We start from the raw sequence: 15,960 nt of genomic DNA, 5'->3' as shown, positions 1-15,960 counted from the left end.
GTGTTCTCCTCCCGATCCTCGAAGATCGGATAACGTTTTAGATGATTTTCTTATCGGACCGGGCGCCGCGGGATCGCGGCGCCGGCCGTTTGCATCAGGCTGCCAGGGCAGCGCGGCGCGTGGCCAGGTCTTGTGCCTGCTTGAGCGCTTCCAGCATGCTTCCTTCGTCGGCGATGCCACGGCCGGCGATGTCGAAGGCGGTGCCGTGGTCCACCGACGTGCGGATCACCGGCAAGCCGACGGTGACGTTCACGCCCGCTTCCAGGCCCATCACCTTGACCGGGCCGTGGCCCTGGTCGTGGTACATGGCCACCACCACGTCGAAGTCGCCACGGCCGGCGCGATAGAACAGGGTGTCGGCCGGCAGCGGGCCTTCGACGTCCCAGCCACGCGCCTTGAGCAGGTCGACGGCGGGGATGATCTTCTTTTCTTCCTCGCCATAGCCGAACAGGCCGTTCTCGCCGGCGTGCGGATTGATGCCGCACACGCCGATGCGCGGCTGCGTGATGCCGGCACGCACCAGGGTGTCGTGCGCCCGCTCGATGGTCCGTTGCACCAATCCTGGTTCGATGCGGTTGATGGCATCCAGCAGGCCGATGTGGGTGGTGACGTGGATCACGCGCAGCTTGGGCGCCACCAGCATCATCGACACCTCGGGAATGCCGGTGAGGTGGGCCAGGATCTCGGTATGGCCGGGGAAGATATGGCCGCCGGCATGCAGGGCTTCCTTGTTCAGCGGGGCGGTGCAGATGGCATCGAGTTCACCGGCCGAGGTCAGCTCCACGGTGCGGGCGATGTACTGGAAGGCGGCATTGCCGGCCACCGCCGAGAGCTTGCCGTAGGGCAGATCGGCCGGGATCAGGCCGAGGTCGATGCAGTCGATCTCGCCGAAGGAAAAGTGCGCCTCGGCAGGATTGGCGATGGCGCGTACCGTGAGGTCCACGCCGGTGATGCGGCCGGCATCGCGCAGGCGTCTGGCGTCGCCGATGACCAGCGGACGGCAGGCCTCATAGACTTCGCGCCGGGCCAGGCTTTTCATGATGATCTCCGGCCCCACGCCGGCGGCATCTCCCATGGTGATGCCGATAACCGGACGGTATGTCATAACTCTTCTCCAGTGGATGTGGGCGCTGCCGACGCAGCACCCGCTCGCCGGGCGGACAGTTGCCGCCATGCGCGATAAAGGGTATCGGGCCGGCCGAAGCCACCCGCCTTGGTCACGACCGGGAACTCCCGGTCCAGATGGCGTGCGCGCATGAGCGGCACGCCGGTGTCGATTTCGCTGACGATGCCCAGTTGCCGTACGCCCATGCGGGTCAACATGGCGCGCGCGGTCTCGCCGCCGGTGGCGATGAGCGCACTGGCATGTTGCGCCGCCGGTCCCAGGTGCTCGGCCAGTTGCCGCGCCAGCCGCGCACCGTCGCTGACGGCTGCGCGCTGGTCCTGGCTCACGGTCACCAGCACGCTGCGTCCCTGCTGCAGGGTCTGCGCGACCAGTTGCGCCAGCTCGCGAGCGCGAGTGGACATCGGGTCCAGCAGGGAAGTGGCATCGATGCTGCAGGCCAGGATTTCGGCGCCAGCCTGTTCGGCCAGGGCTTCTGCCTGTGCGTGCGAGACACTGGACATGCTGCCCACGATCACCAGTACGCCGCCGGCATGAGTCGCCTTGTCGCTGAACCCGGCTGCCTGCGCCTGTCTCGGTACGGTCACCGCAGCTTGCCAGGCGCGCACCAGTGGCGTGGCCAGCCCGGCCGATCCGACCCAGTACAGTCCATCCAGTGGGGCCGAGGCCTCGGCGATGCACGCCAGGTCCTGCACGGTACGGGCGTCGCAGACCAGTGCCTGCACGCCATCGACCTGGCAGGCGATGATGCTGTGACGCACCTGCTGCGGACCTTGATGCAAGCTCTCCAGTCCCAGCAGCGCCACCTTCATGCCAGCCTGGCGCAGCATCTCCACCAGGTCGGCGCGGCCGGCGATGCGTTCATTGCGCCAGACTTCGGATTCCTCCACCGGCACGTCAAAGACATATTGCCGACCCTCCACCGTGGTGCGGCCGGCAGCGGGGAAGGCCGGCGCGACGATGGCCATGCCGGCCCCGGTCAGCGCGGCGATCTCGGCGGCGACATTGCCGCGCAGGGTGGAATCGATTTTCTTGTACAGCCGGCGTCCGTCGCTGTGCGCTTGCCAGGCCGCCGCGTTGAGGCGGGCGGCGTCGCCCGGCGGCAGTGCGCGCGTGTCGGCATCCAGTGCCAGCACGTCCACGGCCTGCCGCGCGGCATCGGCGTCGGCGCCCAGTGCCACCACGCTGTCCAGCCCGAAATGGGTGCAGGTGACGGCGCAATCGGCGGTGCCCGACAGATCGTCACCGACGATCAGCAGGCGCACGCGGTCAGCGACGGTAACGGCGGCGGCCAAGGTCATGGCAGCAGCCTCTGGTAGATCGCCTTGATGTCCTCATGGCCGAGCGCCTTGGGATTGTTGCCCAGCAGGCGCTTGACCTTGGCGGCAGCAATCGCCAGTGGTTCCAGATGGGCTTCGGAGACGCCGAACTGGCGCAGGTCCTGTGGAATCTCCAGCACCGCGGTCCATTCACGCAGGCGCGCCAGCAGCTTGTCGGCAGCAGCCTGATCGCTGTCGTCATGGCGCGCGATCTGCAGCGCATGCGCCACGCTGGCCAGGCGGTCGACGATGGCATCCAGGTTGAAGGCCATCACGTGCGGCAGCAGCATGGAATTGGCCACGCCGTGGGTGATGTTGAACATGCCGCCCAGCGGATAGGCCAGTGCATGCACCGCCGCCGTGCCGGCTGCCGTCAGCGCCAGGCCGCCATACATGGACCCCATCAGCATCGCCTGGCGGGCCGGCAGCGAATCGCCGTTCTGGTAGGCCTCGACCAGGTTGGCGCCGATCAGGCGCATCGATTCCATGGCGAACATGTCGCTGACCGGATTGGCCTTGGTGGAGATATAGGATTCCAGTGCGTGGATGAAGGCATCCATGCCGGTGGCCGCCGTGATGGGCTTGGGCAGGCCGATGGTGAGCGTGGCATCCAGGATCACCAGTTGCGGCAGCAGGTGACGGCTGACGATACCGACCTTCAGTTCCTCGTCCGGCAAGGTGACGATGGCGTTGGGGGTGACTTCCGAACCGGTGCCGGAGGTGGTTGGCACCAGCACCAGCGGCACGCCGGGACGCTTGATCAGGTCCACGCCCAGCCACTGGCGCAGCGGCTCCTCATTGGTGAGGCGTACGGCGAAGAGCTTGGCCGCGTCCAGTACGCTACCGCCGCCGATGGACAGGATCGCGTCCGGGGCGAAGGGCGCGATCTGGCCGGCAAACACGGTTTCCACATTCTCGATGGTCGGCTCGGGCTCCACGTCGCGCACCACCAGGGTCTGCACATCGTGCTGCGCCAGCGCTTGGACCACGCGGGCCACCACACCCTTCTGTTCCATGATGGGTTGGGTGATCAGCGCGATCCGGCGCACCGGGCGATCCAGCAGGGCCAGCTTGTCGGCCAGTTGATCAAGACTGTGCGGGCCATGCACGATGTGCTTGACGGTCTGGAAGTGATAGGTAGTGCTCATGGTCGGTCCTCGGATAGGCAGGCGCGGGCGGCTCAGGCCACGCGCGGATAGGCGGCGATGGCCTTCTTGAGCTTGTCCAGCGCGGCCTCGTCCAGCGGCAGCACGGGCGAGCGCGCCGGACCGGCCGGCATGCCCAGCAGGCCGGCGGCGGTCTTGAGCACCACCGGCAGGGTCCCCAGCGCAAAGGCGTCGCGCAGCGGGCGCAGCGCTTCCTGCGCCTGGCGGGCAGCGGCGATGTCGCCTTTGTGGAAGTTGTTCCAGATCGACATCACCACGCTCGGTACCGCATTGGTGGTGGCGGCCACCGCACCGTCGCCACCGGCCATCAGGGTCCACAGGATCATGGAATCGGTCCCGGTGAAGACGGCGAAATCCTCGCGTTTCAGATTGATCAGCTGCAGCAGGCGGTCGAAGTCGCCGCCGCTGTCCTTGATGCCGCGGATGTTCGGGATTTCCGACAGGCGGCGCACGGTGTCGATGTTCAACTGCACGCCGGTCTTGGCGGGGATGGTGTAGAGCATGACCGGCAGCGAGGTGGCGCGGGCGATGCTGTCGTAGTGCTTGAACAGTTCGGCCTGGGTGGCGCCGTTGAAATAGGGCGTAATTACCGAGACCGCCTCGATGCCCTGGTCCTGCATCTTGCTGTTCAGGGCGATCACCTCGCGGGTGGCGTAGGCGCCGGTGCCGGCGATGACCGGCACGCGGCCGCGCGCCTGGTCCACGGCGATGCGGGCCACGCGCAACTTTTCGGCCTCGGACAGCGAAATGAATTCGCCGTTGGTGCCCAGCACGAACAGGCCATGCACACCGGCCTCGATCAGGCGATCCACCAGCGTGCGCAGGCCCGCTTCGTCGATTTCCTCGTCCGGGGTCAGGGGCGTGATGAGTGCAGGGACGATGCCCTTGAAGTGAAGCGACATGCGATATCTCCGTCTGTTCTTGTGGTGACCGGATCAGTCCGGCCCCAATGAATGAGAGCCACTACGCCTGAGAAAATGATCGATTCGATCATTATTTGAAGAAAACAAGCGCGTCGGTTGTGACTCAACGATTTTTTTGATCAAGATATACTGCTGCAGAACCAAAATCAAGAGCTCCGGCAAATATTTTGATCGAAATATTCATTAGATGATGAGCGCAAGTGTCGTTTTCTTTCCCGTCGGGAATGAAATGCACGCAAAACGACCGAGTCGATCATTTCAGACCACTCTGCCCTGACCCTCGATCAGCCGCTGAAAATGAAAAGGACCGGGGATGCGACCCCGGTCCTGGTCTTGCGTCAGCGTTCAGACCGCTGCTGTCCGCCCTTGCCTACTGCGGATTCTGGGTCGCCTGTGGCAGGTCGCGGCCGTGGTATTTCTTGTAGATGGCATTGAGCTTGCCGTTCTTCTGGTTGGTCCGCACCCAGTTGTCGATCCATTCCTTCAGACGCGGCTGGTTCTTGTTCATGGCGATGCCCAGGTCGAAGGCCTTTTGCTCGAATTTCATTTCCAGGTTCTTGTCCGCTGCCTTCTTCTGCATCTCCTGCAGGTTGGACGGCGTGCTGGAGAACAGGTCGATCTGACCGGTCACCATCGAGGTGATCAGGGTGGCGTCGTCTTCATAGCGCACCACCTCGGCGCCTTTGGCGTTCTGCGTGGTCAGGGTGTCATTGGGGGTGGCGCGGGTGACGCCGACGCGCTTGCCGGCAAGGCCGGCGTAATCCTTGACGGCCACACTCCGTGGACCACCGATGATGAGACTGATGACCGCATAGGGTATCGAGAAATCAATGACCTTCTGCCGCTCCGGCGTGATCGACAGCGAGCCCACCACGATGTCGGCGCGATTGGCCTGCAGGGTCGGCACGCGGGCGGCATTGGTGACGCCGGCCAGCTCCAGCTGCACGCCGAGGTCCTGTGCCAGCAGGCGCGCGGCGTCGACATCGGAACCGGCCAGTTGCAGCTTGTCGTCGGTGAAACCGAACAAGGGTGTACTGATGGTGGTGGCAATGCGGATCTTGCCGGCCTTGCGGATATCGTCCAGCTGGTCGGCCAGTGCGCTCTGGGTGGCCAGGCCGAGCAGGACGACGGCCATGGTGGTACGGGTCCAGCGGTGGAAGGATGGCAGGGGCATGTTGAGTCTCCGTTATAGATATGGGTGAAGCAGCAAGGGACGCCGTTGGGCTACAGGTCGGCAGCCAGGAAAGCCTTCAGTTCGGGGGTATGGGGATGGTCCAGCATCTCGCCGGGGCCGACTTCCCAGACCCGGCCCTGATGCATGTAGATGATGCGGTCGGCCACGCGCTTGGCGAAGTTCATCTCGTGCGTCACCAGCAGCATGGTCATGCCGTTGGCGGCCAGGTCTTCCATCACGCGCAGCACTTCACCGGTCAGTTGCGGGTCCAGCGCCGAGGTGACCTCGTCGAACAGCATCACCTTGGGCGACATCGCCAGCGAACGCGCAATGGCCACGCGCTGTTGCTGACCACCAGAGAGTTGCTCGGGATAGGCTGCGGCCTTTTCGTCCAGCCCGACCTGGGCCAGCGCCGCCAGCGCCACGCGCCGCGCCTCGGCCTTGTCCTGCTGCTTGACGTGGCGCAGGGCCAGCATCACGTTCTCCAGCACGTTCAGGTGGGGGAACAGGTTGTAGCTCTGGAAGACGATGCCCACCTCGCGGCGCAGGCGATGCAGGTCCACCTGCGGATCATCGACACGGATGCCGGCCACCTCGATGCTGCCGGAGTCGATGGTCTCCAGCCGGTCGATGCAGCGCAGCGCCGTGCTCTTGCCCGAGCCGGAGGCACCGATGATGGCGATCATTTCGCCGCGCGCCACCTCGAAGGACACCCCCTTCAGGACCTGGTTGTCGCCGAAGCTCTTATAGACCTGATCAAGCCTGACGATGACGGGCTGCACCTCCTGGGCGGGCGCCACGGGACGCAGGTGCGTCACCGTCTCCGGATTAACGATTGCCGACATTGAGTTTTCTCTCCATGGATGCGCTCCAGCGCGATAAGGGATAACAGAGCAGGAAATAGAAGGTTCCGACCAGCACGAATACCAGGAAGGGCTGGAAGATCGAGTTGTTGATGATCTGCCCGGCATGCGTGAGCTCGATGAAACCGATCACCGAGGCCAGCGAAGTCATCTTGATCAGCTGCACCAGGAAGCCGATGGTCGGTGGCAGCGACAAGCGGACCGCCTGCGGGATGATGACCAGGCGCAGTGTCTGCCAGCGCGTCAGCGAGAGGCATTCGGAAGCCTCCCACTGCGGCCGTGGCATGGCCTCCACGCAGCCGCGCCAGATGTCGCCCAGATAGGCGCTGGCATAGATCATCATGGCGATGCTGGCCGCCACCAGCGCCGGCAGCACCAGGCCGTAGACCGACAGCCCGAAGTAGACGATGAACAGCAGGATCAGCAGGGGAATGCCCTGTATGCACTCAATGAAGAGCAATGCCGGCCGCCGCAGCCAGGCCCGGGGCGAGATGCGCGCCAGCATCAAGAGGAAACCGCCGACACCGCCCAGCACGAAGGCCAGCGCCGAGAGCACCAGGGTCCAGCCGATGGACTGCACCAGGTAAAAGAAGTAGGTCCAGGTAAAGCCGCCCATCATGAGACCCTCCCACCGGTGCGGGCGCGCAGGCGTACGGCCGCATGCACGTAGGGTGTGTGGACCAGTGGCGCGGTGCCGGGCGGATCGTTCACCGGGCTGCGCCGGCCGTGGGCCGCGGCGCGACGCAGGGTACGACGACGCTTGAAGATGGTCTCGCCCACGGCATAGGCGATCAGCTTGACCAGCACTGCCAGCACCAGATACAGCAGCGCCACCACGATATAGGTCTCCAGCGAACGGAAGGTATCGGATTGCACGGTATTGGCGATGGCCGTCAACTCTTCCGCCGAGATCTGCGAGGCCATCGCCGAGGCCTGCATCATCAGCAGGAACTGACTGGTCAGTGCCGGATAGACGCGCTCGATGGCCGGCTGCAGCATCACGTGCCAACGGATGCGCCAGGTCGACAGGCCCAGGCATTGCGCCGCCTCGATCTGGCCACGCGGCACGGAATCGATGCCGGCGCGGATGATCTCGGCCGCATAGGCGGCGATGTTGACCACCATCGCCAGGGTGGCCGCCGCGAAGGTCGGCATGCGCACGCCCAGGCTGGCCAGGCCGAAGTACAAGAGGAATATCTGTACCAGGAAGGGCGTATTGCGCACCACCTCGATATAGGCGCTGCACAGCTGGGCGAGGATGCGATTGCGGCTGTTCTTGGCGAACGCGACGAAGATGCCCACGCTCACTCCGGCAATGACGGCCACGCTGGTCATCCTCAGCGTCAGCCAGGCGCCGCGCAGGAATACCGGCCAATAGGGGGCGAGGGGCGAGAAATCCAGAGAAAAGTTCATGGCTGCCGGTCCATCAAGGTGGAAGGGAACCGGACATCGGTGCGACGCGTGCGCGATCCTGCTGCGTGCGGGCGGCCCGGTGTACCGGGTGCTGCCTTGCTGCGATTCAGGTCAAGCTGCTGCTCAAACGCTTACATGCGGGACGGGCCGGCGCGCACTGGGGCGACGCGCTGCACATCGAGTGCTTTCAGGTCTGGCGGGTGAAGGACTTCACGCCGCCGGGGAGGTACTGCGCTGCTGCGATGACTGGGTACTGCCTTGCTATCGGGACCGGACGGAGAAACCTGGCCTGCCGCTCAGCCGACCAGGGGATCGAACGGACCGGCGGCCGTGAAGGCACCGCCCTGCAGGGTCGCCACCGGATCATCCGGGGCCGGCTGCGGCTGGGCTTCCACCTTGGCACGGAAGATCTCGGAACTGTCCTTGGGCGCATAGCCCAGATGGGCGGCGTAACGGTTATCCCACCAGGTGTGGGCATTGGCCGACATGCCATAGACCACGGTATGACCGACGTCCGGGGTAAACAGCGAGCGGCGCAGCAGCTGCTCGAAATCATCCATGCTCATCCAGCTGGCCAGCATGCGGCGATTGGTCGCCTCGGGGAAGATCGAACCGATGCGGATGCTCACCGTCTCCACGCCATAGCGGTCGAAGTAGAACTGCGCCATGTCTTCGCCATAGGACTTGGACAGCCCGTAGTAACCGTCGGGACGACGCAGGTCATGCGCATTGATGCGCTGGTCCTGGCGATAGAAACCGGTGACGTGGTTGGAACTGGCGAAGATGACCCGTTTGACGCCATGGCGGCGTGCCGCTTCATAGATGTGGAAGACGCCCTTGATGTTGGCTTCCAGGATTTCCTCGAAGGGTCGCTCCACCGACACCCCGCCCAGGTGGATGATGGCCTCGCAGCCGGCCACCATGGCATCGACCGCAACACGGTCGGCCAGGTCGCACCCTAGTACCTGCTCGTGGGGCGCTGCCGGGCCGGCCGCCTCCATGGCGCTGGCGAGGTCGGCCAGTCGCACGCTGTCGGCAAAGGATGCCAGGCGCGGGCGCAACTGCTTGCCCACGCCACCGGCCGCGCCGGTCAGCAACAGGCGGGAAAAGCGTGCGGTCTGCCACGCATCGCGATCGGAATCTGCGCTCATGCGGGCTGTCTCCTGATGGTTGCTCATCGTTGTTGTTGTGGAATCGGGTTCAACGGCGACATCGCGGACAAGATGCCATCGTTGCAAACGATCTTGTACGTTGTCGTATCACTTGCGGATTATTCCCGCCGGGCGAGGCCTTGTCAAATGGATTTATACGGCAAACAAGGCGCGTCAAAAGCGCGACAGCGTAGGCAATTCTCACGGGAAAATCACACGATATACCCTTTATCTCTCAACAAAACAATGTTAACTCGCATCAACTGAGATAAACCTGATGTCGCCCCCGAAAGTCCTTGAAGCTGGGAATCACTCTCATCTACAATCTTTTCCATCGGGAAAGCCGAGCTGCAACGCGCCCTCCCCAACGGCCATCGCGGCAGGCAATCCTGCTCCTCCTCCTCCCGCTGCCCCCACAGCCGGACTCCACGTACAAGAAAAGTCACAATCCCATGAATCATCTGAGCAAGCTCAAGATCGGGACCCAGCTGCGTCTCGGCTTCGGCATCGTCATCGCATTGATGCTGGTGCTGATCGCCATCGCGCTGGTCCGCATGCAGTCCATCTCCGGCGCGATGCGCTACCAGAACCAGGTCACCGCCAGCAAGCTGGAGCCGCTGTACATCGCCCGCGAGGCACTGGACCAGACCGGCATCGCTGCCCGCAACGCCTATATCTTCCGCGATGATGCCGACGCCACCCGCGAACTGGCCCTGCTGGATGAGCAAAAGGCCATCTACCTGGCAGCGCTGCGCCAGCTAGACGCGGTCATGGCGGGCAATGCCCAGTTCGAGAAGGCCAAAAGCGGCCTGCTGAGCATGGCCGACGAACTGAAGCGGCCGCGCCGCTATCGCGAGAGCGGCCAGATGGACGCCTATGGCCAGTTCCTCGTGAAGGAATGCAGCCCGCTGCGGCGCCAGATCGTCAGCGACATCGACACCCTGCTCAAGACCGTGCAACGTGAAAACCAGCAGGCCAGTGATGCTGCCGAAGCCCTGTTCGACAGCTCGCTGCGCCTGATCGTGGTGTGTGCCGCAATCATCCTCGCAGTCTCGATCGTCACGGCCTGGCTGATCCGTCGCAGCCTGCTGGGCCAGCTGGGTGGCGAACCACGCTACGCGGTGGAAATCGCCGGGCGCATCGCCGACGGCGAACTGGCCACGCCCGTCCATACCGAACCGGGTGACCGCTCCAGCCTGATCCATGAAATCCGCATCATGCGCGACAAGCTGGCCTCGCTGGTCCAGCAGGTCCGCAGCGGCACCCACACCATCGCCAGCGCCTCGACCGAAATCGCCATGGGCAACCAGAACCTGTCGGAACGAACCGAACAACAGGCCGATACCCTGGAAAAGACGGTGATCGCCATGGATGAACTGAGCCAGGCGGTGCGCCGCAATGCCGACCACGCGCAGCAGGCCGAGACGCTGGCCGCCTCGGCCTCGGACATCGCCAGCCAGGGTGGCGCGGTGGTCCGGCAGGTGGTCGAGACCATGGGCGTGATCGATGCCTCCTCGCGCAAGATCGTGGACATCATCAGCGTGATCGACGGCATCGCCTTCCAGACCAATATCCTGGCGCTCAATGCCGCCGTCGAAGCGGCGCGTGCCGGTGAGCAGGGACGCGGTTTCGCGGTCGTGGCCTCGGAGGTCCGGTCGCTGGCGCAACGCTCGGCCGCCGCCGCCCGCGAGATCAAGCACCTCATCGACAGTTCGGTGGCCAGCGTGGCCGACGGCAGTCGCCTGGTGCAGCATGCCGGCGGCACCATGCAGGAAGTGGTGAGCAGCGTGCAGCGCGTCACCGCCGTGGTGGCCGAGATCGGCGCCGCCGGTCGCCTGCAGTCCGATGGCATCCAGGCGATGCAGCACGCCATCTCGCGTCTGGATGAAAACACCCAGCAGAACGCCGCGCTGGTCGAACAAGCCGCAGCAGCTTCGCAATCGATGAGCCAGCAAGCCGACCATCTGAACCACCTGGTGGATGCCTTCAAGCTCAGTGCAGCGCAGATGGAAGGTCAGCCGGCGCAGGAGGATGGAGAACACCGCACCATCGATATCACGCCCGCGCGCGCCAGCCTCGGTCTGCGCTGATCCAGGAAGAAATGGAAATACAAACGCCGCGACCCGGTAACAGGTCGCGGCGTTTCATCCTGTGAGCCGGCCCCCGCAATCAGGAGGGCGCCCCCTTGTCCGCAGCCGAGGCCGACGCGGGCTGGGTCTGCTCGTTCCAGCCACCGCCCAGCACCTTGTAGAGCGTGATGCGATTGCTCTGCTCGGTCAGCCGCAGCGAGATCAGGGTCTGTTGCGCCGAATAGAGCGTACGCTGCGCCACCAGCGTTGTGAGGTAGCTGTCGATGCCGTTCTTGTAGCGCGCCTCGGACAGGCGGAATGCCTTATCGCTGGCGGCGGTCGCCTTGCCCTGGGCATCCAGTTGCTGGTCCAGCGTGGCGCGCACGGCCAGCGCATCGGCCACTTCACGGAAGGCAGTCTGGATGGCCTTCTCGTAATTGGCCACGTCGATGTTGCGCGTGATCTTGGCCGCATCCAGGCTGGCGCGCAGGCTGCCGGCATTGAAGATGGGCAGGCTGATGGACGGTACGAAGCTCCAGCTGCCGCTGCCCGCCTTGAACAAGCCCCCCAGCGTACGACTGGCGGTGCCGCCATCGGCGGTGAGTGAAATGCTGGGGAAGAAGGCCGCGCGCGCCGCCCCGATATCGGCATTGGCGGACTTGAGCGTATGCTCGGCCGCCAGCACGTCCGGACGACGCAACAGCACTGCCGAGGGCAGGCCGGACGGGGTGGAGGGCAGCACGCTGGCGGTCTCCGGCAGGCCGCCGGGCAACAGCGCCGCATCGACATCCGTGCCCACCAGCAGACGCAAGGCATTCAGATCCTGCGCCACCTGGCTGGTATAGCTGGCCACGTCGGCGCGGGCGCTTTCCACGGTGGCTTCCTGGCTGGCCAGGTCGACCCCGGAGACGGTGCCGATCTCGTGACTGCGCTGGCTCAGCTCGAAGGTACGTGACTGGCTGGCATAGGTGTCCTGCGCCAGCTTCAGGCGCTCGCGATCGGAGGCCAGCGTGAGCCAGGCCGTGGCGACCTCGGCCACCAGGCTGATATGGGTGCTGCGGCGGGTCTCGACCTGGTACTGGTAGGTTTCCAGCGCGGCATCGGAGAGGTTCTTCAGGCGCCCGAAGAAATCCAGCTCGTAGGCGCTGATGCCCACGGTAACGCTCTGCTGGCGCGTCACCGTGGCGCGGCCACTGGTGGACAACTCGGCCGGCGTGCGGCTGGCGCTGCTGGTGCCGGTGGCGGAGATGGCCGGATAGCGGTCGGCATCGGCGATGCGATATTCGGCCCGCGCCTTCTCGATGTTCAGGGCGGCCACGCGCAGGTCGCGGTTGTTCTCCAGCGCGGCGGCGATCACCTGCTGCAGGCGCGGGTCGAGGAAGAACTCACGCCAGCCCAGCTGGTCGGCATCGATCTCGCCGGCAGCGCGCGAACCGCTGGTGACCAAGGGCTTGCCATCGACCTGTTGCGACCAGCTGGCCGGAACCGGCGCGGCCGGTTGCGCATAGTCTGGCGCGAGGTTGGCGCAGCCGGCCAGGGCAGCGCTCAGGGCCAGCGCCAGGACGGTGCGCAGGTGTTTCTCATGAATCATCGGGCGCATCATCACAGGCCCTCCTTTGGCATGGCGTGATCGTCATCCCGGTGCGGTCGGGCCGCGGCGCGGCGGTCCAGCCAGGTGCCGATCAGGTAATAGAACAAGGGCACGAAGAAGATGCCCAGCATGGTGGCCGACAGCATCCCGCCCAGCACACCGGTACCGATGGCGCGGCGGCTGGCCGAACCGGCACCGCTGGCCAGGGCCAGTGGCAGCACGCCGAACATGAAGGCCAGCGAGGTCATCAGGATCGGGCGCAGGCGCAGCTGCACCGCCTCCAGCGTGGCATCGCGCAGGCTCTTGCCGGACTCGTGCAACTGCTTGGCGAATTCCACGATCAGGATCGCGTTCTTGGCCGACAGACCCACCGTGGTCAGCAAGCCGACCTGGAAATACACGTCATTGGACATGCCGAAGATACCGGTGAGCAGCACGGTACCGACGATCCCCAGTGGCACAGCGAGGATCACCGCGAAGGGAACCGACCAGCTCTCGTAGAGCGCTGCCAGGCAGAGGAACACGAACAGGATGGAAATCGCATACAGCATCGGTGCCTGGTTGCCCGAGAGCCGCTCCTGATAGGACGAACCGGTCCACTCGAAACCGATGCCCGCCGGCAGTTGCGCCACCAGCTTTTCCACCTCCGCCATGGCGGTCCCCGAACTCACCCCGGCCGCCGGTTCACCGACGATCTCGAAGGAAGACACGCCGTTGTAGCGCTCCAGCAGCGACGGCCCATAGGTCCATTGGCTGCTCATGAAGGCCGAGAACGGCACCATCTGGCTGGCCGAGTTGCGCACATACCAGCGGTTGAGGTCATCGGCCTGCATGCGGAACGGCGCATCGCCCTGCACATAGACCTTCTTGACCCGGCCATTGCTGAGGAAGTCGTTGACATAGGTACCGCCCATGGCGGTGGCCAGGGTGGCATTGATATCGGAGGTCGCAATCGACAGCGCATCAGCCTTGCGGTCATCGATGGCCACGCGCAGCTGCGGCGTATCGTCCAGGCCGGTGGTGCGCACGTTGGCCAGCAGGGCATTGCTGCGCGCCAGCTGCAGGAACTGGTCGCGTGCCTTCAGCAGGGCATCGTGCCCCACACCACCGACGTCCTTCAGTTCGAGGTCGAAGCCGGAACTCTGGCCCAGGCCACGCACCGCCGGCGGGTTCATCAGGAACACCCGGGCGCCACGGATCTTGGACAGGTCCGCATTGGCACGACGCACCAGGGCCGAGGCCGACTGGTCAGCCCCCGTGCGCGCATCCCAGGGCTTGAGGCGGATGAAGGCCCGTGCACCGTTCTGGCTGTTGCCGCCCACGCCGGCACCGACAATGGCCAGCACCGAATCGACCGACTCAGGCTTGTTCATGAAGTATTCCTGCACGGTCTTGACCACGGTGGCGGTCTGCTCGGCCGTGGCGCCGGTAGGCAGCTGGATCTGCGCCATCAGCACCCCCTGATCCTCTTCCGGCAGGAAGGAGGTGGGCAGGCGCATGAACAGGATCGCCATGGCCGCCGCGATCAGGGCATACATCAGCAGGCCGCGCTTGCCACGCTGCAGCAGGCCGGCCACGCCACCCTGGTAGCGCGTGGCGCTGCGATCGAAGGTGCGGTTGAACCAGGTGAAGAAACGGCCCTGCTGCACATGGCCGGCGGCATGCGGCTTCAACAGCGTGGCGCACAGCGCCGGGGTCAGGGTCAGCGCCACCATCACCGACAGCGCCATGGCCGAGACGATGGTGATGGAGAACTGGCGATAGATCACGCCGGTGGAGCCCCCGAAGAAGGCCATCGGGATGAACACCGCCGACAGCACCATGGCAATGCCCACCAGCGCGCCGGTGATCTCCTGCATGGACTTGCGGGTGGCCTCACGGGGACTGAGTTTTTCCTCGCTCATCAGGCGTTCGACGTTCTCGACCACCACGATGGCATCGTCCACCAGCAGGCCGATGGCCAGCACCAGGCCGAACATGGTCAGCGTGTTGATCGAATAGCCGAACATGGCGAGGATGCCGAAGGTCCCCAGCAGCACCACCGGCACCGTGATGGCCGGGATGAAGGTAGCCCGCAGGTTCTGCAGGAACAGGTACATGATCAGCACCACCAGCACGATGGCTTCGATCAGGGTCTTGACTACCTCTTCCAGGGACACCCTCACAAACGGCGTGGTGTCATAGGCGACATTGGTCTTGAGCTTCATGGAGGCCGGGAAGTACGGCTCCAGCTCGGCCATCTTCTGCTTGACCGCATCGGCCGTGGCCAGCGCATTGGCGCCGGTGGCCAGCTGGATGGCCAGCGCCGAGGACGGCTTGCCGTTCTGCTGCGAGGCCACCTGGTAGCTCTCGCCACCGAGCTCCACCCGCGCCACATCGGAGAGCTTGACCAGCGAACCATCGGCCGATGACTTGACGATGATGTTGCGGAATTCATCGGGCGTGGTCAGCTTGCTGCGCGCGGTGATGGTGGCATTGATCTGCTGGCCGGGCCGGGCCGGCAGCGCACCGATTTCGCCGGCGGAGACTTCGGTGTTCTGGGCTTCCAGGGCGCTGGTAACGTCGGACGGCATCAGCGCATATTTCTGCAGCTTGGCGGGATCGATCCAGATGCGCATCGCATAGTTGGTCCCGAAGGCGGTGACGTCACCCACGCCCTCGACCCGGCTGATCTGGTCGGTCAGGGTGCTGCTGATGAAGTCGCCGATATCGATGCTGGTGATGCGCGGATCATCCGAGGTCAGCGACAACACCATCAGGATGTCGGTAGAAGCCTTGGTGACGGTCACACCATTGTTCTGCACCGCCTGCGGCAGCCGCGCCGTGACCTGCTGCAGCTTGTTCTGCACCTGCATCTGCGCCACGTCCGGATTGGTGCCGGCGGTGAAGGTGAGCGAGACCGTGGCGCTGCCGGCCGAGCTGGAGCTGGCCGACATGTATTGCAGGTTGTCCAGGCCCTTCATCTGCTGCTCGATGACCTGGGTCACTGAATCCTCCAGGGTCTTGGCCGAGGCACCGGTATAGGTGGCCTTGATGTTGACCTTGGGCGGGGCGATGTCGGGATACTGCTCCAGCGACAACGAACGGATGGCCATCAGGCCACCCAGCATGATGATGATGGCGATGACCCACGCGAAGATGGGCCGGTCGATGAAGAAACGTGCCATG

General features: G+C 64.8%; 10 protein-coding genes and 1 pseudogene. 1 reads left to right on the top strand and 10 read right to left on the bottom strand.

Annotated features, from left to right (window positions below; all coding sequences use genetic code 11):
* Window positions 1-94: 94 nt before the first annotated feature.
* From pdxA to HBH1_RS09925, 8 genes and pseudogenes are all read right to left on the bottom strand, one after another.
* Window positions 95-2,424: pseudogene (pdxA, locus tag HBH1_RS25640) on the bottom strand (4-hydroxythreonine-4-phosphate dehydrogenase PdxA).
* Window positions 2,421-3,590, bottom strand: a complete 1,170-nt coding sequence (locus HBH1_RS09955; RefSeq protein ID WP_102662636.1) for an iron-containing alcohol dehydrogenase — start codon at window positions 3,588-3,590, stop codon at window positions 2,421-2,423. The pseudogene pdxA and the gene HBH1_RS09955 overlap by 4 nt, the downstream one beginning before the upstream one ends.
* A 32-nt stretch (window positions 3,591-3,622) precedes the next feature.
* Window positions 3,623-4,510, bottom strand: a complete 888-nt coding sequence (gene dapA / locus HBH1_RS09950) for a 4-hydroxy-tetrahydrodipicolinate synthase (RefSeq protein WP_102662635.1) — start codon at window positions 4,508-4,510, stop codon at window positions 3,623-3,625.
* Between the two features lie 391 nt (window positions 4,511-4,901).
* Complete coding sequence (locus HBH1_RS09945) at window positions 4,902-5,666, bottom strand: transporter substrate-binding domain-containing protein (RefSeq protein WP_369878612.1); 765 nt, start codon at window positions 5,664-5,666, stop codon at window positions 4,902-4,904.
* Between the two features lie 89 nt (window positions 5,667-5,755).
* A complete protein-coding gene (locus tag HBH1_RS09940; RefSeq protein ID WP_102662633.1) occupies window positions 5,756-6,550 on the bottom strand; it encodes an amino acid ABC transporter ATP-binding protein in 795 nt (264 codons plus the stop codon).
* Window positions 6,534-7,187, bottom strand: a complete 654-nt coding sequence (locus HBH1_RS09935) for an amino acid ABC transporter permease (RefSeq protein WP_102662632.1) — start codon at window positions 7,185-7,187, stop codon at window positions 6,534-6,536. The genes HBH1_RS09940 and HBH1_RS09935 overlap by 17 nt, the downstream gene beginning before the upstream one ends.
* The gene (locus HBH1_RS09930; RefSeq protein WP_102662631.1) at window positions 7,184-7,981 is read right to left on the bottom strand and encodes an amino acid ABC transporter permease; all 798 of its coding nucleotides are present in this window, start codon (window positions 7,979-7,981) and stop codon (window positions 7,184-7,186) included. Before HBH1_RS09930 ends, HBH1_RS09935 begins: the two co-directional genes overlap by 4 nt.
* 296 nt (window positions 7,982-8,277) lie before the next feature.
* A complete protein-coding gene (locus tag HBH1_RS09925) occupies window positions 8,278-9,132 on the bottom strand; it encodes an NAD-dependent epimerase/dehydratase family protein (RefSeq protein ID WP_102662630.1) in 855 nt (284 codons plus the stop codon).
* 452 nt (window positions 9,133-9,584) lie between these two features.
* Here HBH1_RS09925 and HBH1_RS09920 point away from each other — a divergent pair, with 452 nt between their 5' ends.
* Window positions 9,585-11,222, top strand: coding sequence for a methyl-accepting chemotaxis protein (locus HBH1_RS09920; protein WP_102662629.1), 1,638 nt, complete (start codon window positions 9,585-9,587; stop codon window positions 11,220-11,222).
* A 79-nt stretch (window positions 11,223-11,301) separates the two neighbouring features.
* Here the strand turns inward: HBH1_RS09920 and HBH1_RS09915 are convergent, their stop codons facing one another.
* Together HBH1_RS09915 and HBH1_RS09910 are read right to left on the bottom strand one after the other, a co-directional pair.
* Window positions 11,302-12,792: an efflux transporter outer membrane subunit gene (locus HBH1_RS09915; RefSeq protein WP_369878609.1), complete on the bottom strand. Its 1,491-nt coding sequence runs from the start codon at window positions 12,790-12,792 to the stop codon at window positions 11,302-11,304.
* 11 nt (window positions 12,793-12,803) lie between these two features.
* Window positions 12,804-15,959: an efflux RND transporter permease subunit gene (locus HBH1_RS09910; protein ID WP_102662627.1), complete on the bottom strand. Its 3,156-nt coding sequence runs from the start codon at window positions 15,957-15,959 to the stop codon at window positions 12,804-12,806.
* Between the last annotated feature and the right edge of the window lies 1 nt (window position 15,960).

This window comes from Herbaspirillum sp. BH-1, assembly GCF_002870055.1.
Taxonomy (GTDB): domain Bacteria; phylum Pseudomonadota; class Gammaproteobacteria; order Burkholderiales; family Burkholderiaceae_D; genus Herbaspirillum; species Herbaspirillum frisingense.
The sequence above is the reverse complement of the archived record's forward strand: the minus strand, read 5'-3'. Positions and strand labels throughout refer to the sequence as shown.

What these genes read in the sequence shown, in the direction of transcription:
- HBH1_RS09955 (WP_102662636.1), bottom strand. Translation starts at nt 3,590, where the DNA reads ATGAGCACTACCTATCACTTCCAGACCGTCAAGCACATCGTGCATGGC.
- dapA (WP_102662635.1), bottom strand. Translation starts at nt 4,510, where the DNA reads ATGTCGCTTCACTTCAAGGGCATCGTCCCTGCACTCATCACGCCCCTG.
- HBH1_RS09945 (WP_369878612.1), bottom strand. Translation starts at nt 5,666, where the DNA reads ATGGCCGTCGTCCTGCTCGGCCTGGCCACCCAGAGCGCACTGGCCGAC.
- HBH1_RS09940 (WP_102662633.1), bottom strand. Translation starts at nt 6,550, where the DNA reads ATGTCGGCAATCGTTAATCCGGAGACGGTGACGCACCTGCGTCCCGTG.
- HBH1_RS09935 (WP_102662632.1), bottom strand. Translation starts at nt 7,187, where the DNA reads ATGATGGGCGGCTTTACCTGGACCTACTTCTTTTACCTGGTGCAGTCC.
- HBH1_RS09930 (WP_102662631.1), bottom strand. Translation starts at nt 7,981, where the DNA reads ATGAACTTTTCTCTGGATTTCTCGCCCCTCGCCCCCTATTGGCCGGTA.
- HBH1_RS09925 (WP_102662630.1), bottom strand. Translation starts at nt 9,132, where the DNA reads ATGAGCGCAGATTCCGATCGCGATGCGTGGCAGACCGCACGCTTTTCC.
- HBH1_RS09920 (WP_102662629.1), top strand. Translation starts at nt 9,585, where the DNA reads ATGAATCATCTGAGCAAGCTCAAGATCGGGACCCAGCTGCGTCTCGGC.
- HBH1_RS09915 (WP_369878609.1), bottom strand. Translation starts at nt 12,792, where the DNA reads ATGATTCATGAGAAACACCTGCGCACCGTCCTGGCGCTGGCCCTGAGC.
- HBH1_RS09910 (WP_102662627.1), bottom strand. Translation starts at nt 15,959, where the DNA reads ATGGCACGTTTCTTCATCGACCGGCCCATCTTCGCGTGGGTCATCGCC.